23 protein-coding genes are annotated in these 22,571 nt (G+C 68.1%); 8 read left to right on the top strand and 15 right to left on the bottom strand.

What is annotated here, in order from left to right; all coding sequences use genetic code 11:
• Positions 1-19: 19 nt before the first annotated feature.
• From G7043_RS33430 to G7043_RS33385, 10 genes are all read right to left on the bottom strand, one after another.
• On the bottom strand, positions 20-1,984 hold the full coding sequence (locus tag G7043_RS33430; RefSeq protein ID WP_166052624.1) for an ATP-binding protein: 1,965 nt from the start codon (positions 1,982-1,984) through the stop codon (positions 20-22).
• The gene (locus G7043_RS33425) at positions 1,981-2,607 is read right to left on the bottom strand and encodes a DUF4255 domain-containing protein (RefSeq protein WP_166052622.1); all 627 of its coding nucleotides are present in this window, start codon (positions 2,605-2,607) and stop codon (positions 1,981-1,983) included. Before G7043_RS33425 ends, G7043_RS33430 begins: the two co-directional genes overlap by 4 nt.
• Positions 2,608-2,682: 75 nt before the next feature.
• Positions 2,683-3,282, bottom strand: a complete 600-nt coding sequence (locus G7043_RS33420) for a class I SAM-dependent methyltransferase (RefSeq protein WP_166052620.1) — start codon at positions 3,280-3,282, stop codon at positions 2,683-2,685.
• Between the two features lie 7 nt (positions 3,283-3,289).
• Positions 3,290-3,568, bottom strand: coding sequence for a hypothetical protein (locus tag G7043_RS33415; protein WP_166052617.1), 279 nt, complete (start codon positions 3,566-3,568; stop codon positions 3,290-3,292).
• Positions 3,569-3,694: 126 nt separating this feature from the next.
• Positions 3,695-4,948 (bottom strand): ABC transporter substrate-binding protein, encoded by a 1,254-nt coding sequence (locus tag G7043_RS33410; RefSeq protein ID WP_207312077.1) that lies wholly within the window; start codon positions 4,946-4,948, stop codon positions 3,695-3,697.
• Positions 4,949-5,016: 68 nt separating this feature from the next.
• Positions 5,017-6,117, bottom strand: coding sequence for a branched-chain amino acid ABC transporter permease (locus G7043_RS33405; protein ID WP_166052613.1), 1,101 nt, complete (start codon positions 6,115-6,117; stop codon positions 5,017-5,019).
• Positions 6,114-7,001, bottom strand: a complete 888-nt coding sequence (locus G7043_RS33400; protein WP_166052611.1) for a branched-chain amino acid ABC transporter permease — start codon at positions 6,999-7,001, stop codon at positions 6,114-6,116. The genes G7043_RS33405 and G7043_RS33400 overlap by 4 nt, the downstream gene beginning before the upstream one ends.
• Positions 6,994-8,814: an AMP-dependent synthetase/ligase gene (locus G7043_RS33395; protein ID WP_166052609.1), complete on the bottom strand. Its 1,821-nt coding sequence runs from the start codon at positions 8,812-8,814 to the stop codon at positions 6,994-6,996. Before G7043_RS33395 ends, G7043_RS33400 begins: the two co-directional genes overlap by 8 nt.
• Positions 8,811-9,590: an ABC transporter ATP-binding protein gene (locus G7043_RS33390; protein ID WP_166052607.1), complete on the bottom strand. Its 780-nt coding sequence runs from the start codon at positions 9,588-9,590 to the stop codon at positions 8,811-8,813. The genes G7043_RS33395 and G7043_RS33390 overlap by 4 nt, the downstream gene beginning before the upstream one ends.
• Positions 9,587-10,363 (bottom strand): ABC transporter ATP-binding protein, encoded by a 777-nt coding sequence (locus G7043_RS33385; protein WP_449279976.1) that lies wholly within the window; start codon positions 10,361-10,363, stop codon positions 9,587-9,589. Before G7043_RS33385 ends, G7043_RS33390 begins: the two co-directional genes overlap by 4 nt.
• A 209-nt stretch (positions 10,364-10,572) precedes the next feature.
• Here G7043_RS33385 and G7043_RS33380 point away from each other — a divergent pair, with 209 nt between their 5' ends.
• The 3 genes from G7043_RS33380 to G7043_RS33370 are packed head-to-tail and all read left to right on the top strand — an operon-like array spanning position 10,573 to position 12,237.
• Complete coding sequence (locus tag G7043_RS33380) at positions 10,573-11,037, top strand: SRPBCC family protein (protein ID WP_166052603.1); 465 nt, start codon at positions 10,573-10,575, stop codon at positions 11,035-11,037.
• Between the two features lie 12 nt (positions 11,038-11,049).
• Positions 11,050-11,769 (top strand): SigB/SigF/SigG family RNA polymerase sigma factor, encoded by a 720-nt coding sequence (locus G7043_RS33375; RefSeq protein WP_166052601.1) that lies wholly within the window; start codon positions 11,050-11,052, stop codon positions 11,767-11,769.
• 42 nt (positions 11,770-11,811) lie between these two features.
• Positions 11,812-12,237: a DUF4383 domain-containing protein gene (locus G7043_RS33370; RefSeq protein WP_166052598.1), complete on the top strand. Its 426-nt coding sequence runs from the start codon at positions 11,812-11,814 to the stop codon at positions 12,235-12,237.
• A 29-nt stretch (positions 12,238-12,266) separates the two neighbouring features.
• Here G7043_RS33370 and G7043_RS33365 read toward each other — a convergent pair whose 3' ends face one another.
• A complete protein-coding gene (locus G7043_RS33365; protein ID WP_166052596.1) occupies positions 12,267-13,187 on the bottom strand; it encodes a DNA topoisomerase IB in 921 nt (306 codons plus the stop codon).
• Between the two features lie 49 nt (positions 13,188-13,236).
• Between G7043_RS33365 and G7043_RS33360 the strand changes: the two genes are divergently transcribed.
• From G7043_RS33360 to G7043_RS33350, 3 genes are read left to right on the top strand one after another with little or no spacing between them, the layout of a single operon-like run.
• On the top strand, positions 13,237-14,304 hold the full coding sequence (locus G7043_RS33360) for a carboxylate-amine ligase (RefSeq protein WP_166052594.1): 1,068 nt from the start codon (positions 13,237-13,239) through the stop codon (positions 14,302-14,304).
• Positions 14,305-14,334: 30 nt separating this feature from the next.
• On the top strand, positions 14,335-15,075 hold the full coding sequence (locus tag G7043_RS33355) for an iron-containing redox enzyme family protein (protein WP_166052592.1): 741 nt from the start codon (positions 14,335-14,337) through the stop codon (positions 15,073-15,075).
• A gap of 23 nt (positions 15,076-15,098) precedes the next feature.
• Positions 15,099-15,461, top strand: coding sequence for an STAS domain-containing protein (locus tag G7043_RS33350; RefSeq protein ID WP_166052590.1), 363 nt, complete (start codon positions 15,099-15,101; stop codon positions 15,459-15,461).
• Here G7043_RS33350 and G7043_RS33345 read toward each other — a convergent pair whose 3' ends face one another.
• Genes G7043_RS33345 through G7043_RS33335 form a run of 3 tightly spaced genes read right to left on the bottom strand, consistent with a single transcriptional unit; the run spans position 15,462 to position 18,798 of the window.
• On the bottom strand, positions 15,462-16,007 hold the full coding sequence (locus tag G7043_RS33345; protein WP_166052589.1) for an SDR family NAD(P)-dependent oxidoreductase: 546 nt from the start codon (positions 16,005-16,007) through the stop codon (positions 15,462-15,464). It abuts the gene before it with no gap.
• Between the two features lie 9 nt (positions 16,008-16,016).
• Entirely contained in the window at positions 16,017-16,463 is a 447-nt protein-coding gene (locus G7043_RS33340) for a nucleoside deaminase (RefSeq protein WP_242642962.1), read from the bottom strand.
• Positions 16,464-16,473: 10 nt separating this feature from the next.
• Entirely contained in the window at positions 16,474-18,798 is a 2,325-nt protein-coding gene (locus G7043_RS33335; RefSeq protein WP_166052587.1) for an immune inhibitor A domain-containing protein, read from the bottom strand.
• A 160-nt stretch (positions 18,799-18,958) separates the two neighbouring features.
• Here G7043_RS33335 and G7043_RS33330 point away from each other — a divergent pair, with 160 nt between their 5' ends.
• Positions 18,959-20,458 (top strand): S8 family peptidase, encoded by a 1,500-nt coding sequence (locus G7043_RS33330; protein ID WP_166052585.1) that lies wholly within the window; start codon positions 18,959-18,961, stop codon positions 20,456-20,458.
• Positions 20,459-20,548: 90 nt separating this feature from the next.
• Complete coding sequence (locus G7043_RS33325; RefSeq protein ID WP_166052583.1) at positions 20,549-22,027, top strand: Nramp family divalent metal transporter; 1,479 nt, start codon at positions 20,549-20,551, stop codon at positions 22,025-22,027.
• 134 nt (positions 22,028-22,161) lie between these two features.
• Here G7043_RS33325 and G7043_RS33320 read toward each other — a convergent pair whose 3' ends face one another.
• Complete coding sequence (locus tag G7043_RS33320) at positions 22,162-22,491, bottom strand: TfoX/Sxy family protein (protein ID WP_166052581.1); 330 nt, start codon at positions 22,489-22,491, stop codon at positions 22,162-22,164.
• Positions 22,492-22,571 lie beyond the last annotated feature (80 nt).

The following is a 22,571-nucleotide window of genomic DNA, read 5'->3' as shown; positions in this document are numbered from 1 at the left end:
TCCGCTCCCTACAAAGGTCCTAACCCACCAGACGTTCGGTGGCCAGTTCGAAGTACCGGCCGAACTCGCGTTCTCCCACCAGGCGCCCCAGCTTGCGGTACTCGCGCGCCACGGCGCCGATCAGCTCGACCATGCCGACGACGTGGCCGGCCGCGGCGGCCAGGTAGGCCGCGGTCACCGCTGCCGAGCGGATGTGGCCGCCGGCCAGTTCGAACGACGCCGCCAGGAACTCCAGGTCCACATCGGACGATCGGGGCACCGCGCCGCCGAGGCAGCGGTCCCACAGGCCGCGGCGCAGGTCCGCGTCGGGCAGCGGGAAGTCCACGATCACGTCGATGCGGCGGGTGAAAGCGTCGTCGAGGTTCGCGCGCAGGTTCGTCGCGAGCACCGCGATGCCGTCGAACGACTCCATGCGCTGCAACAGGTAGGCGCTCTCGATGTTCGCGTACCGGTCGTGGGCGTCACGGACCTCGGAGCGCTTGCCGAAGATCGCGTCGGCCTCGTCGAACAGCAGGACGCCGTTCACGCCGGCCGCCTCCACGAAGATCCGTTCCAGGTTCTTCTCGGTCTCGCCGACGTACTTGTCGACGACCGTCGCGAGGTTGACCGTGTAGAGGTCGAGGCCGAGTGATGCCGCGATCACCTCTGCCGACATCGTCTTGCCGGTGCCGGAGTCGCCCGCGAACAACGCTGTCACGCCACGGCCTCTGCCGCCGCCGGGCCGCATGCGCCACTCGTCGATCACGCGGTCGCGGTGTCTCGCCCTGGCCGCCAGCTCGCGCAGCAGCGCGGTGATCGGCACGGGCAGCACCAGGTCCGGCCACGACACCGCGGGTTCGATGCGGCGGGCCAGGCGTTGCAAGCCGCCCGCGTTCTGGCTGCGCGCGCCCGCCCGCAGGTGCGTGACGTCGACGAGGCCGTCGTCCGCCAGCGCCGAGACCGAGGCCGCGCTCGCCGCCCTGCTGATCTGGGTGGGGCCCAGCACGAAGTGCGCGGTCACCTCGGCCGGGTCGATGCCGTCGGACAGCTTGCCGTCGAGTTCGGTGCGCCACAACGCCACCCGCACGTCGAACGGCACCTGCACCGCGTCGTGCTGCAGCGGTGGCATCCGCGTCCAGCGCGGCTCCCACGCCCCGGAACCGTACGCGACCACCGGGATCTCGTCGTGCAGCAACGGATCCAGCGTGAACTGGGCGTCCACCGGGCCGACGATGATCCCCGCGCCGCGCAGCAACGCCTCCCGCGTCACCGCGAGCGGATCCGTCAGGCGCGCCGCGTCCACCAGCAACGCCGGGAAGCCGGCCTGGGCCAGTGCCGCCGCGGCCAGTTCCGCCGCGCCGCCGCCGGGATGTTCGCGCAGGTAGATCAGCCGCACACCGCGCTCGACACCGCGCGCGAGCCGGTCCGCGCCCGGCATCGGCACCGGATCTCCCGGCAACGTCACGAAATCGGCGAGCAACGGGTCCGGGCGATCGTCGCCGAGCAGGTGCGCGCCGACCCGGTCCGGCACCCGCAGCGACCGGCTGAGCAGCGGCCTTTCCTGGTCCTCCACGGTGATCAGTCCGCAGCGGACGAGCGGGCTGCCGTGGTCGAGTCGCGCACGGCCAGGAGAGGAAGCCTCCGCGAGCCCGCACAGCCGCAGCGCCAGGCCGATCGTCGCCCGGCGCCGCGTCACGTCGTCGTTCAGGTAGCCGTAGAACTGCTCGAACCTGCTGTCGACGTCCGGGGCCAGCGCGACCAGGAGCAGCTCCACGTCCACTTCGGACAGTTGCGCGACGCGCGCGAGCCGCCCCAGCCGGCCGTCCGCCACCGTCTCCGTGAACGGCGCGAACGGCTCCCTTCCGCTGTCCAGCAACGCTTCGATGACCTCGTCCGACAGGTACAGCCCGCGGAACGGGTCGTCCGGGTTCGGATCCGTCGACCGCCGCGCCGCCACCGCCATCCGGATCCGCCGCTCCAGCCCGGCCATGCGCTCGAAGATCATTGCGCCACCTTGCGCATCGACACACCGTCGTCGGAGACGCTGTGCCGCACCCGATCGTTGCCGGTCTGCAGCTGCACGCCCTCCCGCGCGGGCGGCCCGGCGGCGAACTTGCGCCCGGACGACACCGGCGCCGACACCACGACGTCCAGCGACGGCTTCAGCTCGCCGCCCAGCGCGCTCCACACGTCCGCGAACGCGCGATCTTCGGGCGGCGGCAACGCGACGGTCATCGGCACGGGCAGCGCCAACTCCGCAAGCGACCCGCTCAGCAGCCCGGGAGGCACGGCGTCGTAGCGCAGGAACCCCATGAGCAGGTCCGAGAGCAGCCGGTGCTCGTCCTCCGGCCGTTGTGTCCACGCCGTCACCAGGTAGGACAGCTTCATGTGCCGCGGCGGCAGATGCCGGGCCGCGACCTGTCCCTGCGCGTCGTACTCGTTGAGCAGCCCGCGCTGGCGGCGTCTGATGTCCTCGCGGATGTCGTAGAGGTAGATGTTGACCGTGGGCGCGTTGCGCCGCGCGGCCCAGTCCTTGGTCGGCGCGTCGAACGCGACGTCCAGATCGGAACCGCGCAACGCCTCGTCCCGGACCAGGCGGCGCAGAGCCTCGTCAACCTCGTGGATCACACCGTCCACGATCGCGCGCCGCCGCACCGGGAACCATCAGCGCACCGACGTCCCCGAGGACACCGTTGGCTGCCCCTATGGGCAGCGGATCGCGGTGATCACGCCCTGCCGCCGCTGCGGGGGCTCACCGCGCGCAAAACGTCCGGTGACGGTGAAACCGGCCTCCGAGACCACGCGGCTGAGCTCGTCGACTGGCCAGTAGTAGGCCGTGATGATCTTGTGGTCGAACGGCACGAGCTCCGGCCCCTCGAAGAACCCCAGTAACAGCCCGCCGCCGGGTTCGAGGCACCCGGCGAACCGCGCCAGGATCGCCGGCACCTCGTGCGGAGGCGTGTGGATCAACGAAAACCAGGCGAGGATGCCGGACAGGCCCGCGAAGTCGAGCGCTTCGGCACGGCCCGCCACGAACCGGGCGTCCGGGTAGTCCCGCCGAGCCCGATCGAGGAACTCGGGTGTCGGGTCGACGCCGATCACGTCGATCCCCTGCTGGTGCAACCAGTTCGTCCACTGGCCCGGCCCGCACCCGACGTCCAGGATCTGCCCGGCCGAGTGATCCCGGGCCCACGCGCCGATCCGGTCGCGGTCGATCGGCGAGGTGTCCGCCATGGTGCCGACGACGTCGATGTACTCGTCGGCCCGCTTCCCGTATGCCTGGCTCGTCTGTTCAACCGTCACATGGCGTTTATACGGGCAGCGGCCGCATCCGGTCCGGCATGTGCGCGCGCAGCGTGTCGTGCAGCAACATCACCTCGTCCGCATCCAGCACGACGGACCCGGTGGCGCAGGCCAAGACCGCCTCTCCGGTGCGTTGGTCAGGCACGTACCGCAGTGTCACATCCTGCTGGGCGACGTCCCGGACCGTGCACGACTCCGCCTGACGAATCGCGGTCAACAGCTCCGACACCCGTTCGTACCCCAGCCGCGCGTTCCAGCGCAGCGCGGCCGGGGGACGGACGAACAACCGGAGGCCTCCTGCGGATCGGCGAACTTCAACGCACGTCAACACCGCTGCAACCTCCTAGCAACATCTCACCAGCGAGACTAGCGAAAAACGCAGTCCGTCAACGGTGGATGTCACCCGTTCGGTTCATTGGTAACAGGGCTTCTCGAACTTGAAATCCTTCGCTGTCGATCCGGTGAAGAAGTCCTCTACCAGCGTCACTCCGGTCGGCGCGGCGTCGTCAGGCCGGTAGATGAGCGTCTGACGGAACAAGGCGTCCTGCGCGGAAGCGGAGAAATTTCCCGCATTTGAAGGAAGCATGCCCTCGTAGTCCACCGAGGTGAGTTGACGCACCGCGTTCAGGACCCCGGCACGCGTCAGGTCCTTGTTCGCCGCCGCCTTCTCCAGCGCGGCCTTCAGCGGGTACGCCCACACCCAACCGGCGGTGTAACCGTCGTTCGGCGTCACGCCGGGTAGCGCGGCACGCATCGCGGTGTGGCCGACGGACTCGGTGCCCCACGCCTTCCACGGCGCCGACTGCAGGTACAGCGCCTTGATCGCGGGCGCGGCCGGCGACTTCAGCAGACCGGGGTTCCAGGTCGGCGAGGTGCCGATGAACTTGCCCTTGTACCCGCGGGCCGCGGCCTGTCCGATGATCACGGCCGCGTCGGTCGGGCCGGTCGTCAGCACGACCAGGTCGGGCTTCTTCGACACCACGGCGTCGATGGCGCCGCCCTGGTTGTCCTGGCCGGTCTGCGTGGTCACGTTGTCGAACGTCAGCCCGCGCTTCTCGGCGGCGATCTTCGCGCCGGCCGCGGCGTCGTCGCCGTAGTCACCGGCGAGGTGCACCGCCATCACGGACTTCACGCCGAGCTTCTCGACGGCGTAGTCGACGGTGTTCATCGACTCGACGCAGTAGTTCGCGCCGGACTCCAGCACGACCTCCTCGAAGCCCCACAACGAGGTCCAGGACGCGGGCACCGACACCATCTGGGTGCTCTCGAGGTCCGGCAGGATCGCGGCCGTCGTGGGAGAACCCAGCGTCTGGGTGATGGCCAGGATGTTGCCCTTGATCTCCTGGTAGACCTGGTTGTGGATCTGCGGGTTGTACTTGTTGTCCTTGACGTACTTGGTGACGTCGATCTCGTAGCCGCCAATGCCGCCCTTGTCGTTGACGCGCTTCCAGAACGCCTTCTGCGAGTCGGTGATCGGCACGGCCAGCGTCTTGAACGGGCCCTCGGTGAGGTCCGAGATGGTGCCCAGGTAGATGCAGCCCTTGGACTTGTCGACGGCGTTGGGGCACGCCTCCTTGGTCACCCCGGCGTCGATCTTGATGCCACCCGCGCCCTCCTGCGGCGCGGCGCCGTCCCCACCCCGGCACGACGCAAGTACAAGGACCAACGCCCCGACGTACAGTGTTGTTTTTTTGCGATCAGCCAATCTCTTACCGGACATGGTGATCTCTCTCCTCAGTACGAGAACGGCCAGGTGCGCCAGTAGTTGCGGACGCGGACCCAGATGCCGAACAACCCGCGTGGCTCGACGATGAGGAACACGATGATGAGCACGCCGTAGAGCACGGCCTCCACCTGGAAGACCGTGATCCCGCCGGTCGCGTCACCACTGATGAACGGCAGCACCGCGGGCAGTTCCCTGGTGATGCGTGGCAGCAACGTGATGAAGAGCGCGCCCATGATCGCGCCGGAGATGGTGCCCGCGCCGCCGATGAGCACCATCGCGATGTACTGCACTGACAACAGAAGGCTGAACGAGCCGGGATCGAAGAACCCGTTCATCACGAACAGCAACGCGCCCGCGACGCCCGCGTAGAAGGAGGACACCGCGAAGGCCAGGACCTTGTACTTCGTCAGGTCCACGCCGATCACCGACGCGGCCAGGTCGCGGTCCCGCACCGCGGCGAACGCCCGTCCCACCCGCGAACGCACCAGGTTCCGCGCCAGCACACCGAAAATCACCAGCAGCACGAACATCACGAGATACAACTGCTGTGCCGCCGTGAACATCGCGTTGTCCCGGTCCAGCCGCACCCCGAAGAGTTCCGGGATCGCCGCGGGCCGCCCGACACCGGGCCCGCCGGTCAGCGACGTCCACTCCCGGAACACGTGCTCTCCCAGGAAGACCAGCCCCAGCGTCACGATCGCGAGGTAGAGACCCCGCAACCGCACCGCCACCGGCGCCACCAGGACGCCGAACAACGCGGCCACCAACCCCGAGGCCAGCAGCCAGATCGGCAGCGACGTGATGCCGAACCCGATCACCCGGCCGGTCTCGGAACCGCTCAGCGCCGCACCCGTGTACGCACCGATCGCGAGGAAGAACGCGTGTCCCAGGGAAACCTGGCCCGCGAACCCCGTGACGATGTTCAGCCCGATCGCGCCGATCGCCGCCACGAACCCGGTCGCGAGCAGCTGCAACAGGTCGTCCGTGATGAGGAACGGCATCAGCAGGGCGACGACGACCAGCCCACCAGACCACGCGCGTTTGGGACGCGTGTTCAGGAACGCCATGTCCTGCCCGTAAGAGGTGTACAGCTCAGGACGACCCTTCACAGCCGCTCCACCTCCCTCTTGCCGAACAACCCGTACGGTCTGACCAGCAACACGAGCAGCATCAACGCGTACGGCGCGACCAGCCCGAAGTTCGGCCCGAGCCACGGCGCGAAATCACTCTGGTAGGTGCCGAAGAGCGACTCGACCACCCCGACCGCGAGCCCGCCGACGACCGCGCCGCCCAACGACTCCAGGCCGCCCAGGATGATCGCGGGCAACGCCTTCAGCGCCACGATCCACAGCTGCTGGTCGACACCGGCCCCGGTCGCCACGAACACTCCGGCCAACGCCGCGAGCCCTCCCGCCAGCGCCCACGACAGCGCGAACACCGAGCCGACCGAGATCCCCTGCGCCAGCGCGACTTCCTGGTCGTAGGCGACCGCGCGCATGGCGAGCCCGATCCGCGAGTACCGGAAGAACGCGAACAGCGCGACCGTCACGACCGCGGTCGTCCCGATCATCACCAGGTACCGCTGCTGCACCTCGGCGCCCAGGAACGACACCGTGTTCAAGCCCCACGGATCGCCGACCTGCCGCACGTCCAGGCCGATGAACGCGTTCGTCACGACCCTGACCACGACGTCGACGCCGATCGTGATGATCGCGACCACGAACACCGGTTTGCCGACCATCGGCCGCAGCACCGTGCGTTCCACGCCCAACGCCAGCACCGCGATCACCACGGCGGCCACGAGCACCGCCCCGAGGAACGAGACGGCGGGCGAGAGGTACGAGACCAGCACCGCGCCCGCCAGCATGAACGCCGGCTGCGCGAAGCTGATCACCTGCGTCGACTTGTAGATGATCACGAAGCCGAGCGCGAGCAGCGAGTAGATGGACCCGGTGCCGAGACCCCGGATCAACGACTGGAGAAACTCATCCATACATGCTCTCCACGAGGTCGTCGAACATCTTGCCCAGCGCGGATCTCTTCACCTTCTGGGTCGCGGTCAGCTCGCCGTCCTCGTGGTCGAGCTCCTTGGGGAACATCCGGAACTTCTTGATCTGCTCGACACCGGCGAACCTGGAGTTCACCTCGGTCACGATCTTCTGCACCAGCTCCAGGACCTCCGGCTTCTCCGACAGGTCCCGGTAAGTGGTGTAAGGGAGTTTGCGCTGCTGCGCCCAGTGCCCGACGGTCTCGTACTCGATGCCGATCAACGCCACCAGGTACGCCCGCTGGTCGCCGATCACCACGGCTTCCTTGATGTACGGGGAGGTCTTCAGCGCGTTCTCGAGCTCCGACGGCGCGATGTTCTTGCCGCCCGCGGTGATGATGATGTCCTTCATCCGGTCGGTGATCTTCACGTGCGTGTCGTCGACCCACTCGCCGACGTCACCGGTGTGCAGCCAGCCGTCCTCGACCACCCGGCTGGTGGCTTCGGGATCGCGCCAGTAGCCGGCGAACGTCCCACCGTGCTTCGTGAGGATCTCACCGGTCTCCTCGTCGATCCGCAGCTCGATCCCGGGCTGCGGTTCGCCGACCGTGCCGACCTTGACCCGTCCCGGCCGGTTTCCCGTGGCCACGGCGGTGTTCTCGGTCATGCCGTAGACCTCGTGCATCGGCACCCCGATGCCCATGAAGAACTTCAGCACGTCCGGCGCGATGGGGGCGGCACCGGACGCGGCGTACCGCACGTACCGCATGCCGATCCGGGCCTTCAGCGCGCGGAAGCAGAACAGCCACCCCAAGCCGTAGATCAACCGGCTTTGGGAGGTGTGCTTGCCGCCGGTCCGCACCAAGGTCGAGCCGATGCTCTCCGCGCGCCTGAGCCAGAACCGGGTGACCGAGCGTTTGAGCCAGGACGCCGACGACACGCCGATCGTGACGCCCGCCAGCACCTTCTCCCAGATGCGCGGCACGCCGAACAGGATCGTCGGCTGCACCTCCCGCAGGTTCGCCTGCACCGTCTCGATCGACTCGGCGAAGTGCACCTGAACGCCGGAAGCAGCGCTGAACCACGTGGTGAAGATGCGTTCGGCCACGTGACACAACGGCAGGTACGACAGCGTGACATCGGCGGAGGACGGCGGCGGCGAAGTGAAACCGCCGCCCTCCACCAGCACGTGGACGGCGAACTCGACGTTCGCCACGGTGAGCATCGCGCCCTTGGGCGGCCCGGTGGTGCCCGACGTGTAGATCAACGTCATCACGTCGTCCGGCTCGGTCTGCGCCATCCGTTCGGCCAGCTCGCCGCCGAACTCGTCCCGGTGTGCCGCGCCGAGCGCCAGGAAGTCGTCCCACCACAGCAGCTTCGGGTTGTCGTAGCGTCCTTTGATGCCGCGTGGTTCGAGGTAGACGATCCGTTCCAGGTCGGGCGTGTCCTCCAGCACCAGCAACGCCTTGTCGACCTGTTCCTGGTCCTCGGCGATGAGGATCCGCGCGCCGGAGTGCGACAGCAGGTAGGCGACCTCGGACGCCGGGTTCGTCGGGTACAGGCCGACCGTGATGCCGCGTGCCGCGACGATGCCGAGGTCGGCGTAGAGCCACTCGCGCCGGTTCTCCGAGTGGATGGCCACGCGGTCGCCGGGTTGCACGCCGAGCGCGAGCAACGCGTGGCCCACCAGTTCGACGTTCGCCCAGTAGCCCGCCCAGTCGACCTCCTGCCAGATGCCGAAGTCCTTGGCGCGCAACGCGATCTGGTTTGGCGTGGTGGCCGCCCGGTGCTTCACCCTCGTGACGACTGTCGTGGTCATGGCGTCACGCTCCGGTGTTGCTCGCCGAGGTACGCGCGGATGACGTCGGGGTCCTGCTGCACTTCGGCGGGGGTGCCGGTGCGGATCGGGCGGCCGAAGTCCATGACCATCACGCGGTCGGCGAGGTCCATGACGAGGCCCATGTCGTGCTCCACCATGATCATCGGGATGTTGAGCTCCTCGCGGACGTCGAGGATGTACCGGGCCATGTCCTCGGTCTCCTCGACGTTCATGCCCGCGACCGGCTCGTCGAGCAGCAGCAGCTTCGGCTCCATCGCGAGCGCCCTGCCCAGTTCGACGCGCTTCTGCACGCCGTAGGGCAGCAGGCCGACCGGGAACCGGCGCCACTGCTCCAGTTCCAGGAAGTCGATCACGTCCTCGACCGCGGCCCGGTTCTTCAGCTCCTCGTTTCGTGCTTTGCCGAGCCAGAAGAACGCCGACAGAGCGCCGTACCTCATGTGGTTGTGGCGGCCGAGCATCAGGTTGTCGACGACGGTGAGATGCGAGAACAGCTCGATGTTCTGGAACGTGCGGGCCATGCCGCCCGCCGCGATCCGGTGCGGGCGCATGCCGACGAGGTCCTGGTCGAGGAACCGCACAGTGCCCTGCTGCGGCCGGTAGACGCCGCTCAGGACGTTGAAGATGGAGGTCTTGCCGGCGCCGTTCGGTCCGATGATCGCGAAGAGCTCGCCTTCCTCGACGCTGAACGACACCCCGTCGACGGCCACCACGCCGTCGAACGCGAGCCTGATGCCGGTGACTTCGAGGACGCTCACGACAGCCACCTCTTCCTGCGCTTGTAGTGCTTGACCGCACGGAACGAGGAGGTGCCGAGGCCGAGGTAGAACTCGCGGATGTCGTCGTCGGCGAGCAGCGCCTCGGCCGGCTTGTCCATGACGACCTTGCCGGTCTCCAGCACATACCCGTGGTCGGCGATGGACAACGCCATGCTGGCGTTCTGCTCGACCAGCAGGACCGTGGTGCCCTGTTCGTTGATCTTCACGACGAGGTCGCGGATCTGCTGCACGAGCAGCGGCGCGAGGCCGAGGCTCGGCTCGTCGAGCAGCAGGTAGGAGGGTTCGGACATGAGGGCCCGGCCGATCGAGAGCATCTGCTGCTCGCCGCCGGACAGGTAGCCGGCACTCTGTCTTCGCCGTTCTTCTAGCCGCGGGAAGAGCTCGTAGCATCGTTCGAGGTTGCTCTTGAGGCTCTTGGGGCGGGCGTGCCCGCCGACCTTGAGGTTCTCCTCGACGGTGAGCTCGGCGAGGATCCTGCGGCCCTCCAGCGCCTGTTTGATGCCCCTGTCGGCGATCTTCGCCGGTGAGAGGCGGTGAATCGGTTCACCGTCGAGCGTGATCGACCCCTTGGTGACCTTGCCGTCGTGCACGTCGAGGAGCCCGCTGAAGGCCCTCATCAGGGTTGTTTTCCCAGCTCCGTTGGCTCCGAGCAGGGCGACGACCTTGCCCTGGGGCACCTTGAGGCTCACGCCTCGGAGCACCAGCATCACGTCGTCGTAGACAACCTCAAGGTTGTTCGCCTCGAGCACCAGCGCCTCCTAGGGCCCCTGACATACCGAGCAGTATGCAGCGGCTATGACTTGGATCACAGCCGATTTGACCACTGTGGGTGATTTCGTGATGTGCAGATCGCGATTGGTCCAGCACTTTGCGTGACCGTCCAGTGTGGACCTGTGGCCGATGTGTAACGGCGCGTGACACGGGTACTCAGTTGTCGACACCAATTGAAGGAGGAGGTTTCGTGACCACCATTGAGAAGTCGGTGGACGTCCACGTGCCCGTGAGCACCGCGTACAACCAGTGGACCCAGTTCGAATCCTTCCCGGCGTTCATGGACGGCGTCGAGAAGATCGACCAGGTCACGCCGACCAGGACGCACTGGACCACGAAGATCGGCGGTGTCGTCCGCGAGTTCGACGCGGAGATCACCGAACAGCACCCGGACGAGCGCGTCGCGTGGACCACGGTCGACGGACCGCCGCAGGGTGGTGTGGTGACGTTCCACCGGCTCGACAACGACACGACTCGGGTGCACCTCCAGATGGAGTACGACCCCGAGACCCTCACGGAGAAGGCCGGTGCGGCGCTCGGCGTCGTGGGCCATCGGGTCGAAGGCGACCTGAAGCGGTTCAAGGAGTTCATCGAGAACCGCGGCACGGAGACCGGCGCCTGGCGAGGCGACGTCACGCCGCCGCCCCAGGTCTGATCGCGGTGCAAGTTGACGCCCGACCAACACTCGGCGTTCGAGGAACTCGCGCGCACGTCGCGTGACTCGTCGCGCTATTACGCGTTGCGCGACCGGCTGGTGCGCGAGTTCCTCCCGCTCGCCCGGCACATCGCCCGCCGCTTCAGCGAACGCGGCGAACCGATGGAAGACCTCGCACAGGTCGCCGCGGTCGGGCTGATCAACGCCATCGACCGGTTCGACGTGGGCCGGCAGACGGACTTCCTGTCCTACGCCGTGCCCACGATCACCGGCGAGGTGCGCCGGCACTTCCGCGACCAGTGCTGGGCGGTGCGAGTGCCGCGGAGGTTGAAAGAACTGTGCGACTCGATCGACGGCGCGACCGCCGAGCTGTCGCACAAGACCGGGCGATCTCCCACTCCCTCCGAGATCGCCCGGCACCTGGGGATTCCGCTGTCAGACGTCTACGAGGGCCTGCGCGTCGAGAAGAACGTCTCGTTCGCGTCCCTCGACGCGTTGGAAGGCTCGACAGCGGACGACCCAGCTCTCGAAGGCGTCGAGATCCACGAGGCCCTGCAGCCGATGCTGCGGGGCCTCCCTCGACGCGAGAGGACCATCGTGGTGCTGCGGTTCTTCGGCCGCCTCACCCAGACGGAGATCGCGCGCCGCGTCGGGATCTCCCAGATGCACGTGTCGCGGCTGTTGACCAAATCGCTGGAGCAGTTGCGCCACGACCTTCTGGCGGAGGACTGAAATGAGCGAGCGGGAATGCCCCGGTTTCGCGATACTGGCCGCATGAACCGGTTGCGGTGGCCCCAGAAGCTGGCGATCAGCACTGGCGCCCTGCTCGCGCTCTGGGGGATCGCCGGGTTCTTCGTCACCGGTCTCTCGTCGTTCGCCGGCGAGTCCGACACCTGGGTCCTCGGACTGCGGGTCAACCCCCTGCAGAACACGCTGCACCTGGTGTTCGGCGCGGCCCTGCTGCTGGCGGCGCCGCGCCTGAAGGCGTTGAGCGGTGTCGGGCTGCTGACGGCCGTGTTGTTCCTGGTGGTGTTCGGGCTGGGGCTGGCCCGCTACGACGACCAGGTCGTCAACTTCCTGAACGTCAACCCCGGGAGCAACGCGCTGCACCTGTTCACCGGGTTCGCCGCGCTGGCGGCGGCGCAGGGTGCCGCCTGGTGCCGGCAGTGCGACCGGGCGGCGGCGCTCAAGGCCGCCTGACTCACCGGGCCTGGCTCACCGGGCCTGACTCACCGGGTGAGCAGCTTGCGCACCGCCCGCTCCGGGTCCCCGTTGCCGATGACCTCACCGCGTTCGAACGCTTCGATCAGGCGTGGGTCCACGTAGGACTTCCGCGCGACGGCCGCCGTGTTGCCCAGGTGTTCGGCCACTTCCTTCATCACCGCGCTGATCGCTCGTTTCGACGGCTTTCCGCGTTCGTGGAAGGCCTCGGCGAAAGCCTGGGCGGCGCGGACGGTGGCATGCCAGGTGCGGAGGTCCTTGGCGCTGAACTGCTCGCCGACCAGTTCGCGGAACCGTTCGTTGATGTCGTCGGCGGTGAGCTCGAAGACGCGGCAGTCCGGGGTCTGGTCCTTGAGCAACGTCCGGACGGCTCGGGCGAGCTGCGGATCGGTGATCTCCTCGTCGACCTCCACGCCGTGCTTGGCGGGGAACCGGAACCGGACGCGGTCGCCGCGCACGCTGAGGTGTTCGCAGAGCAGGGTGGCGACGCCGTGCGTGCCGTTGTCCTCGGCGTACTGCTCGTGACCGACGCGGAACACGCCGAGATCGAGCATCCGCAGGGCGATGGCGAGCAACCGCTTGCGGCCGCGTGACTTCATGTCCCGGGAAATCTGCTCGCGGAACTTGTTCAGGCGTGGGGCCAGTTCGAGGACCCGGTCGAACTTCTCCGCGTCCCGGTCGGTGCGCCACTGCTCGTGGTAGAGGTACTGGCGGCGGCCCGCGTCGTCGTAACCGACGGCCTGGATGTGTCCGTTCGGGTGCGGGGAGATCCACACCTCGCGCCACGCAGGTGGGATGACCAGGGCTTTCACCCGCGAGACGTCCTCAGGCGAGAGGGGCCGGCCGTGGGCGTCGAGGTACCGGAAGCCCTTGCCGTGCTTCACACGCGTCCAGCCTGGACCGGACGTGGCGCTGCGGCGGAGTCTCATTCGGCCACCTCGTGGTTGATCAGCACGAGATGCGGGTACCCGCTCGCCGATGAATCACTACACGGTCGGTGTGGAGCAGGAGTTCCTGCTCGTCGATCCCGAGTCGCGACGGCCGGTAGCACTGGCGCCCCGAGTCAGGGAGCTCTCCCGCGCCCCCGGTGACCTCGACGTCCAGGGTGAGCTGACCCCGTTCCAGATCGAGATCGCCACCGGCGTCACGCACTCCTTCGAAGAACTGTCCGAGCAGGTCAGGCAGGGCCGCCGGGTGCTGGTGGACGCCGCCGACAAAGCCGGGTGCCGGCTGGTGGCGACCGGCATGCCGCCGATCGGCGAGGCCGGGCCCCCTCCCGGATCGGACGACCCCCGGTATCACCAGATCGAGTACTCCCACCGGCGGCTCGTCCTCGGGCAGGGTGCCTGCGGGCTGCACGTGCACGTCGGTGTCGAGTCGAAGGCCGAAGCCCTGGCGGCGTCGAACAAACTGCGGGCGTGGCTGCCGACGTTGCTGGCGCTGAGCGCGAACTCCCCGATCTACGAGGGAGAGGACACCGGCTACGCCAGCTGGCGGTCGATGGTGTGGTCGCGCTGGCCGGTCAGCGGGCCACCGCCGTGGTGGGACGGCCCCGCGCACTACGACCAGACGGTCGACGCGATCATCTCGACGCAGGCGTTGCTGGACCGCGCGATGGTGTACTGGGACGTGCGACCGTCGGCCGATCATCCGACGGTTGAGGTGCGCGTCGCGGACATTCCGCAACTGGCAACGGAAGTCGCGGTTCTCGCGGAGCTGATCCGGGCGCTCGTCGTGACGGAACCCTCCGAACAGAGGGTGGACGATTCCGTGCTGCGAGCGGCATATTGGCGGGCGTCGCGCGACGGGGTCGACGGACTGGCCGCCGATCCACAAACCGGAAAACTCTCCCCCGCGTTCGACCGGGCAGTGGAGCTCGTCGAGCACGTCTCGGTCGCGCTGCGCGATCGCGGCACTCTGTCTACTGTGGAGCAGCAGATGGACTGGTTGCGCCACAACGGCTGCGGTGCCGCTCGGCAACGACGCTGCCCGGACCCCGAGTCCCTAGTGGACATGCTGATCGCCCGAACGCGTGAGGAAACCTGACTGATGCGCCTCCCTGCACCCCGTGGCCACATGAGCGCCGCCCTGGTCGCCGCTCTGCGTTCGAAGCCGCTGCCGAGCCCGGCGTTACTGGTCAGCGGAGGCACCAGGGACGCGTGGCTGGACGACGACCTGCAGCTGTCGTTGTGGATCTGCTACGAACTGCGGACGCACGGCTTCGACGACGCCGACCCGGCCTGGGAGGACAACTCCTTCCTGGCCCAGTTCCACCTGGCACTGGAAGCGCGCTGGGAAGCGGCGCTGCGCACGTTGACCGAGTCGACGCAGCCCGCGGTGTTGTCGGACGAGGGCCATGCGGAGCTCCGCAAGCACCACGCGTTCTGGCAGCCGCGCCGCGAAATGCGCTCAGTGCTGCGCGACATCCAGGGTGACGCATACGGCGCACGGTCCGAACGCGCGCACTCAGTGCTGTTCACCGTGACGTTGCGCGACCTGGATTGTTTTGTCGGGGTGGACGAGATGCCCGCCCCCACGCTCGCGCTGGTGAACGCCATGTCGTTGTTCGGCCTGCACCAGCGCCTGGTGGGAGCCCTGGTCGGCTTCCTGACCGCCGTCGACACCATCGGCGGTGACCCGTTCGCACAGCTCCTGCCCGTCCAATGTCCGCCCGACGACGTCCGCCTCGGCTTCACCGTGTGCCACGAACTGCACGCACGTTTGACCCAGCACGTCCACTCGTCCCTGCAGGCGGGCCGCACTTCGTTGAGGGGTCGCTGGCTGGTGCCGCAGGGCCGGGTTAACGTGGGGTGCTGAAGCTTTTCTCGAAGGGAGACAGCGTGCCCGACCCCACCGCTCTGGCCTCCGTGGTCGTCGACCGGATCGCACCCGACGTCGTCGTGCTGCACGTGTCCGGCGAACTCGACACCACGTCCAGCAGCGAGCTGACCTCGCCCTTGGACAGTCACGTGGTGCCTGCTCAGCGGGCTGTCGTCGTGGACCTCGGCGGGGTGAAGTTCCTGGGCTCGGCCGGGTTGGAGGCCCTCGTGCTCGGCCAGCAACGCGCTTCGCGGGCTTCGGTCGAGTTCGTCGTGGTCGCGTCCACTCGGGCGGCTTTGCGCCCCATCGAGGCGACCGGGCTGGACTCGGTGTTCACGATCCTGGGGTCGGTGGACGAGGCGGTGGAGCGCTATTCGTCCTGATCAGCGGGCGTCGAAGTAGCCGCCCGTTGGTCCGTCCGGACCGATCTGCGCCATCCGCACGATGATCTCGGCCGTGGTGCCGGGCTCGACCGCGTTGATCCGCATGCCGGGAAACGCCTCCGCGTACCGCAGGGTCACCATGGTGGCCATCGACGCCAACCGGCTGCTGACGTTCACCACCACCGGAGCGGCAGACCGCTCCAGCAACGGCAAGAACGCCTCCAGCACGCGGACCATCCCGAAGAGGTTGACCTCGAACGTCTCCCGCATCGGATCCGCGGCCACGCCCGACTCGCTCCGCTCGGGAGCGATGCCGACGTTGTTGACCAGCACGTCCAGCGGCCCCACCGTCTTCACGGCGGCGGCCACCGACTCGTCGGACGTGACGTCCAGCTGGACTGGCCGCGCACCCACGCGTTCAGCAGCCGCCTCCCCGAGCGAGAGGTCACGGCTGCCCAGCCACACGGTGTGACCGGCACGAACGAGCTGGCGGGCGGCCTCCAGGCCGAGGCCCTGGTCCGCGCCGGTGATCAGCACAGAAGCCACCCGAGAAACCTAATCCTGGCCGATGTCCTCGTACCAGAGCTCGGGCCGCTCGGCGATGAAGTCGGTCATCAACGAGATCAGCTCGGGGTCCTCGACGACCGTGATGCCCACTCCGTGCTCCGCCAGCCAGTCGTGGCCGCCGACGAACGTGGTGGCCTCGCCGATCAGCACGTGGGAAATGCCGAACTGGCGGACCAGGCCGCTGCAGTACCAGCACGGCGACAGGGTCGTGACCATGGTGGTGCCGCGGTAGCTGCGCTGGCGGCCGGCGTTGCGGAAGGCCGAGGTCTCCGCGTGCATGGAGGCGTCGCCGTCCTGCACGCGACGGTTGTGGCCCCGGCCCAGCAGACGGCCGTCGCCGTCGAAGAGTGCCGCGCCGATGGGGATTCCGCCCTCGGCGAGTCCCATCCGCGCCTCTTCGACGGCGACGGCCAGCATGTCTGAAGCAGCGGTCATACCGCTCAAGTTACTTCGTTTTGAACAGTTTCACCGTCATCGACGTGCCGCTTTGACGAAGCACGCGGAGTCCGACACCGACCGCCGGCAGCTTCACGCCCGCGTTGGGCTGCTCGGCGTACCAGTACTGCTTGGTGTCGTCGAACGTCGGCTGGGCCGCGGCGCCACGCACGTAGGACGCCTTGCCGTTGACGTGCAACGTGAAGGAGTCCGACTTCTGCAGCGAGAACGGCGCGTCGTACCCGCCGACGGCCGGCGACCAGCGCTGACCCTCCAGGTTGTAGAGCGGCGCCGGGTTGGCGTCGATCGGCAGGATCAGGCCCTCACCGGGGTGTTCGCTGACGTTGTTGTCGAGGAACGAGGTGTTCCACAGCGACACGAGCAGGCCGTCCTGGTACGGGAAGTGCTCCACGTAGTCGGGCTTGTCCGGGAAGCTGTAGCGGTACGGGCCAGTCTTGTTGTACTTGCCGTACGACTCGTAGGTCCGGTTCGACGCGATGTAGAACTGGTCGAACGCCTTGGTTTCCTTGCCCTCGGTCGTGCGGAACCCACGCGTGGTCCAGACGCCGGAGGTCTCGCCGCCGTCCGTCAGCACCGGAGTGCCGTCGGCGACGACTGAAATGGCGTCCGCGAAGAAGCCTTGCAGTGCAAGGGCACCATCGGTCCGGTAGGCGAGACGCAGTTTGGTCTGCTTGCCGGCGTACGCGTCCAGGGGAACCGTCAGGTCGACCCACTGGCCACCGGACGACGCGCTCAACGCGGGCGCGTCGGCCGAGTCGCGTTGGAAGGGCACGCCGCCTGCCACGCCGTCGAGCTGGGTCCAGCTGCCGTCCTCATTGGACGCTTCGACGTAGAGGTAGTCGTAGTCCGCCTCGATGTCGTAGCGGGCCTTCATCGACAGCGACGCCGTGGTCTTGCCACGCAGGTCCAGCGGCACCGTCATGGAGTTGTCGAGGTCGTTGCCCTTCTCGCTCCACCACATCTTGGTGCCCGCGAAGGGCGCGCCGTAGTCGAACGACTTGGAGATGTCCGGCAGCACCACGACAAGGCCCTGGGCCTTCGCCGAGTTGTACTCGTGCGGACCGAGTTCGAAGACGCGTTCCTGGCCCGCGACCGCGACCTCGTAGTCGAGCCAGCCGAGCTGCAGCTTGTCCCACGCGGAGAACTCGTTGGCGCGCTCACCGGGCACCTCGCCGGGGCCGTTCACCCGGTTCTGGGCCATGATCGACCACCAGTTGACGCCGTTCGCGCCGCCGGCGGTGTCGTAGTGGTCCGGCAGGCCGAGGTCGTGGCCGTACTCGTGCGCGAAGACGCTCACGCCGCCGTTCTCGGGCTGCACGGTGTAGTCGCCGACCCAGATGCCGGTGTCACCGATCTGCGCACCACCGAGCTTGTTGGTGCCGGGACCGGTCGAGTAGTTCTTGAACGCGTACCCGCGGTGGCTCCAGAGCGCGTCCTCGCCCTGCCACGGGTCGCCGTCGGCCTGGTCACCGCCGGCGTGCACGATCTGGAAGTGGTCGATGTAGCCGTCGGCCTCGTTGAAGTCACCGTCGGCGTCGTGGTCGTAGCGATCCCACTGGTCGTACTCGGCCAGCGCCGCCTTGATCTGGTCGGCGGTCCTGCCCGCGGCCTGCTGGTCGGCGACCCACTGCGTGACCGCGTCCTTGATCAGCTCACGCGAGTTGTTGCAGATGTTGTCGCCGCACGGGTAACCGTTGCTGCGGCCGTAGCGGGCCTCGTTGTACTTGACCTTGACCCAGTCCGTGACGGTGCCGGAGACCGTGTACCGCCCGGAGGACTGCTTGTCGTAGAAGTTCGCGACGGAGTTGGCGTCCTTCTTGCGGGAGAAGTACAGGTCCTGGAAGTACTGGCGGCTGAAGTCCGGGCGCCAGATCGTGGTGTTGTCGACGGCCCGGTCGGGCTCGGGGATCTGGTTGTGCACCGGCCCGTCGAACCGCTGCGGGCCCGGCGTGTTCGGGTTCGTGTCGCGGTCCGGGTAGTCGGGGTGCCGTTCGTTGCCGAACTCCGCGAGGATGACGAAGATCTTGTCGGTCTTCTCCCGCTTCAGTTCGACGTACTGGTCCTTGCTCTGCTTCTTGCCGACCTTCGCGACGGTGCTGGTGCCGCGCTTCTCGGTCGTGGCCTGACCGGTCAGCACGTCGGCCAGCGCCTGCTGCTTCAACGCGCGGCGCTTGATCTCCAGCTCGTGCGGCTGCTCGTCGGACTGCCGCGTCTCCTGCTTCTCGGGCTGTGCGGGCGGCGTCGCGGTGGCTGGTGTGACCAGGCCGGTCGTGATGAGCGCGAGTGCCGCTGCCCCCGCCAGAACTCTTCGCACTTTCGTCCCCTCTCGGATCCGGACGGCACGCTACGTAGTTGACCGGTAGCTCGACACGTCCGAAAGTCGGGTGTCGACACCTGGCCCCTCTTAGGCCTTTCGGTTGGCAGCCGTTCGGCGTATAACCGTCTGCGGGTCGGGGTTGATCCAGGGAGTCCACATGAGACGTCTCATCGCGGCTGCCGCTGCCCTGGTGCTGTTCGCCGCGGGGGCACCGGCGCTGTCCGCCGCCCCCGCCCCGTCCGGCTACCTCGTCGGCAGTGCTTCGCCGCTGACCTCCGCCCAACTCGACCGGCTGGCCGCCGCCGGCGCCCAGGTGCACGTGGCGTACCGGAACTTCGGCGGCGCGGCCGCCGCGATCCCCAGCTCGAAGCTCGCCGCGGTGCGCGCGCTGCCGTTCGTGACATCGGTGAGCCCCGACCCGATCCGCAAGCTCGCGGCCGTCTCCGATCCGGCGGCGGCACCGTTGCCGAACGAGCCTTACTGGCACGACCAGATGGACCTGGAGAACGTGACGCGGACCGGTGCGGGCGTGTGGGTTGCGGTGCTCGACACCGGCTTCTACCCGAACTGGCGCGACTACTTCGTCGAGAGCGACATCCTCACGGACAAGGCACGCGCGTTCGCCGGCGTGCTGGGCAACCCCAACGCCGGGCAGTGGGACGCGGGCAGCGACCCGCACGGCATGGCGGTCGCCGCGACCATCACCGGCCACCGCTTCGCCGACGACCTCAACGAGGGCGGCTGGGGCACCGGCTACGCGACGGGCTCCCCCGGCACGCGCTGGATCCCCGGCGTGGCGCCGGAGGCCAAGATCATCCCGATCAAGGTGTGCGAGCCCATCGGCTGCTTCGGCAGCGCCATCAACGCCGCCGTCGACTACGTGACCTCGTTGAAGAAGGCCAACCCGCGGCAACCGATCGTGATCAACGAGTCGATCGGTGGACCGGGCCTCGACGCGGTCGAGAAGGCCTCGCTGGACGCGGCGATCAAGGCGGGCGTGGTGTTCGTGGCGTCCGCGGGCAACGAGGGTGACACGGGCATGGGCTTCCCGGCCGCGTACGAACCGGTCGTCTCGGTCGGCGCGGGCGGCTGGACCCAGCAGTGGAACAACTACCCGGACAAGACCTGGTGGCTCGACGACGTGCCGGAGACCGGCGTGTCCGAGGTGTACGTGACGGGCTTCTCGTCCCGGCAGAAGGCAGGCCAGTACCTGGACGTCGTGTCGGAGGGCCGATACCTGCTGCTGCCGTACCCGTGCGCGAACCTGTACAAGGACGGCCAGGCCACGCCGTCCACGAACAACCGCACCTGCGCGTCGAAAGCCGCACCGGACAACGCGTCCGCCGCGCCGTTCCAGTACCTCTTCATGAGCGGCACCAGCTTCTCCGGCCCCGCGGTGGCAGGTGTGGTGGCGCTGATGCTCGAGGCGAACCCCGGACTGTCCAATGCGGACGCTCAGTTCGGCACGCTGACCGATCCCGCGTCGTGGGGTCCGGGTGAGCTGGAACGCCGGCTGGAGGCCTCGGCGACGCCGTTGGCACCCGGCTCGGTGACCGTGACGCACCGGAACGGTGCTCCGCTGGTCGAGACGTGGGGCGCGGACGCCATCGGGCACGGCTGGGTGTTCGCGGACGACGCGGTGAACGCCGCCGGCTGAGGTTTGCCGATCTGTTGACCGATCACCCGGCACGTCGGGAGAGTGGGAGCTTCCGTTCCCCGACGTGTCGGGAGGTCGACCGTGTCGTCGATGCAAATCGGAGTGAGCAGGCCGCCGCTGGACGTGGCTGACCTGCCAGAACCCGAGGAAGTCTTCAAGGTTCGGAAACTGGGTCCGCGGCAGGTGGTCCAGTTCGTCATCGGCCCGAGCCTGATCGCGCTCGGCATCTCGATCGGCAGCGGCGAGTGGTTGCTCGGCCCGCAGGCCGTCGGCAAGTTCGGTTTCGTCGGCATCGGCTGGGTGATCACCGTGTCGGCGTTGCTGCAGACGTTCTACAACGTGGAGATCGCCCGTTACGTCGTGGCGACCGGCGAGGTCCCGGTCGTCGGCTGGGGCCGGGTGCCGCCGGGCTGGAAGTTCTGGGTGCCGGTGTCACTGCTGGTCTTCTACTTCGCGTTCATCTTCGGCGGCTGGGCGGCGGGCGCCGGACAGGGACTTTTCGCGCTGATCACCGGTCGCGGCTACCGGCCGGACGAGATCGAGTACGTGCGGCTGCTCGCCATCGGCCTGCTCGTCGTCGTCTTCCTGATCACCGCGGGCGCCCGCAAGGTGTCGCGGGCCCTGGAGCTCACGAACTGGGTGCTCGTCGGCACGCTGCTGCTGATCCTGATCGTGGTGACGCTCGCGATCGTGCCGTGGTCGGTGTGGTCGGAGGGCCTGCGCGGCCTGGTCACCCCAGCCGCACCGCCGTCCGGCATCACCGCGACGCAACTAGGCGGCCTGGCCGGGTTCACGGCGCTGGCGTCCGGTCTGAACTGGTACGCGATGAGCCACTACCGCGACAAGGGTTACGGCATGGGCCACCGCGTGGGGTTCCTCTCCGGCCTGCGCGGCGGGAAGCAGGAGCTGCGCCCGGTCGGTGTGACCTTTGTGGACACTCCGGCGAACGCGTCGCTGTGGCGCCGCTGGTACCGGCTGCTGCTGATCGACCAGTGGGCGGTGTTCTTCGTCGGCGCGATGCTCGGCATGCTGCTGCCGACGGTGCTGATGGCGCACATCGTCGCGGTGTCCGGGCAGCAACCGACCGCGGCGAACGTGCCGACCTTCTCCGCGGAACAGCTGGGCATCCTGTACGGCCAGGGCATGTTCTACCTGATGCTGGTGGTGGGCGTGCTGGTGCTGTTCTCCACGCAACTCGGCATCTTCGAGGCACTCGTGCGCAACTTCACCGACGCCGCGCACGCGGTCTCGCCCCGGCTGCGCCAGCGGATCGAGGACGACCCGCGCCGGTTCTACTACCCGTTCATGCTGCTGGTGCTGGTGATCATCGGCGTCGCGCTGCACCTGGCGCTGCCGGTGGAGCTCGTGCAGATCTCGGCGAACATGTCGAACCTGGGCGCGCTGATGTTCCCGTTCGCGTTGATGTACCTGAACTCCCGGCTGCCGCGCCCGGCTCGGCCGCGGTGGTGGCACCACGTGATCCTGGTGCTGAACGTGGTGTTCTTCGGGTTCTTCTTCGTGAACTTCGTCTACGAGTTCTTCACGGGAGGTCCGTTGGTGAGGTTCTGAGCGCGTCGGGGACGAACGACTCGATGTCCATCAGGGCGTTCTCGGCGTTCCCTCCGACACCAGGCCACCGAACATCTCGACCTCGCGGACGTTCCCCCACCCCTCGAGCGCCGCCCGGACGCGGTCCACGAGCGTCACTTCGGCGGCAGCGCTTCCACGAACTCGCGGCACCGCGCGATCCAGTCCTCCAGCGCCGTGTCCTCCGCCACCGCGCCGCCGTCGACCACCACCCAGCCGTTCATCGGCCGGCCGGTGAAGTCGAAGACGCGTGCGCCCGGTTGAGCGAGCGCGTCGGCCTGCGCCTCCGGGCCGACGCGCGCGATCAGGTCCGGGCCCAGCACGCCCACCAGCATGTTTCCGTTCCACATGAACACCAGGCTGCCGAACATCTTCTTGGTGCCGATGCCCGGCAGCGGTCCCAGCGCGTCGCCCAGGCGGTGGGCCAGGCCTTCGTCGTACGCCACGCTTTCAATACTGTCTCAGCGAGTTGACAGGCGCCTCTCAGTTTCATGTGGCTTCATGGACGTACAGGACATTAGGAGGC

This window comes from Lentzea alba, from assembly GCF_011067745.1.
GTDB lineage: Bacteria > Actinomycetota > Actinomycetes > Mycobacteriales > Pseudonocardiaceae > Lentzea > Lentzea alba.
This window is presented reverse-complemented; position numbering and strand designations above follow the sequence as displayed.

Coding starts and splice junctions, on each gene's coding strand:
- G7043_RS33430 (WP_166052624.1), bottom strand. CDS start 1,984: ATGATCTTCGAGCGCATGGCCGGGCTGGAGCGGCGGATCCGGATGGCG.
- G7043_RS33400 (WP_166052611.1), bottom strand. CDS start 7,001: ATGGATGAGTTTCTCCAGTCGTTGATCCGGGGTCTCGGCACCGGGTCC.
- G7043_RS33395 (WP_166052609.1), bottom strand. CDS start 8,814: ATGACCACGACAGTCGTCACGAGGGTGAAGCACCGGGCGGCCACCACG.
- G7043_RS33370 (WP_166052598.1), top strand. CDS start 11,812: ATGAACCGGTTGCGGTGGCCCCAGAAGCTGGCGATCAGCACTGGCGCC.
- G7043_RS33365 (WP_166052596.1), bottom strand. CDS start 13,187: ATGAGACTCCGCCGCAGCGCCACGTCCGGTCCAGGCTGGACGCGTGTG.
- G7043_RS33360 (WP_166052594.1), top strand. CDS start 13,237: ATGAATCACTACACGGTCGGTGTGGAGCAGGAGTTCCTGCTCGTCGAT.
- G7043_RS33355 (WP_166052592.1), top strand. CDS start 14,335: ATGAGCGCCGCCCTGGTCGCCGCTCTGCGTTCGAAGCCGCTGCCGAGC.
- G7043_RS33340 (WP_242642962.1), bottom strand. CDS start 16,463: ATGACCGCTGCTTCAGACATGCTGGCCGTCGCCGTCGAAGAGGCGCGG.
- G7043_RS33330 (WP_166052585.1), top strand. CDS start 18,959: ATGAGACGTCTCATCGCGGCTGCCGCTGCCCTGGTGCTGTTCGCCGCG.
- G7043_RS33325 (WP_166052583.1), top strand. CDS start 20,549: ATGCAAATCGGAGTGAGCAGGCCGCCGCTGGACGTGGCTGACCTGCCA.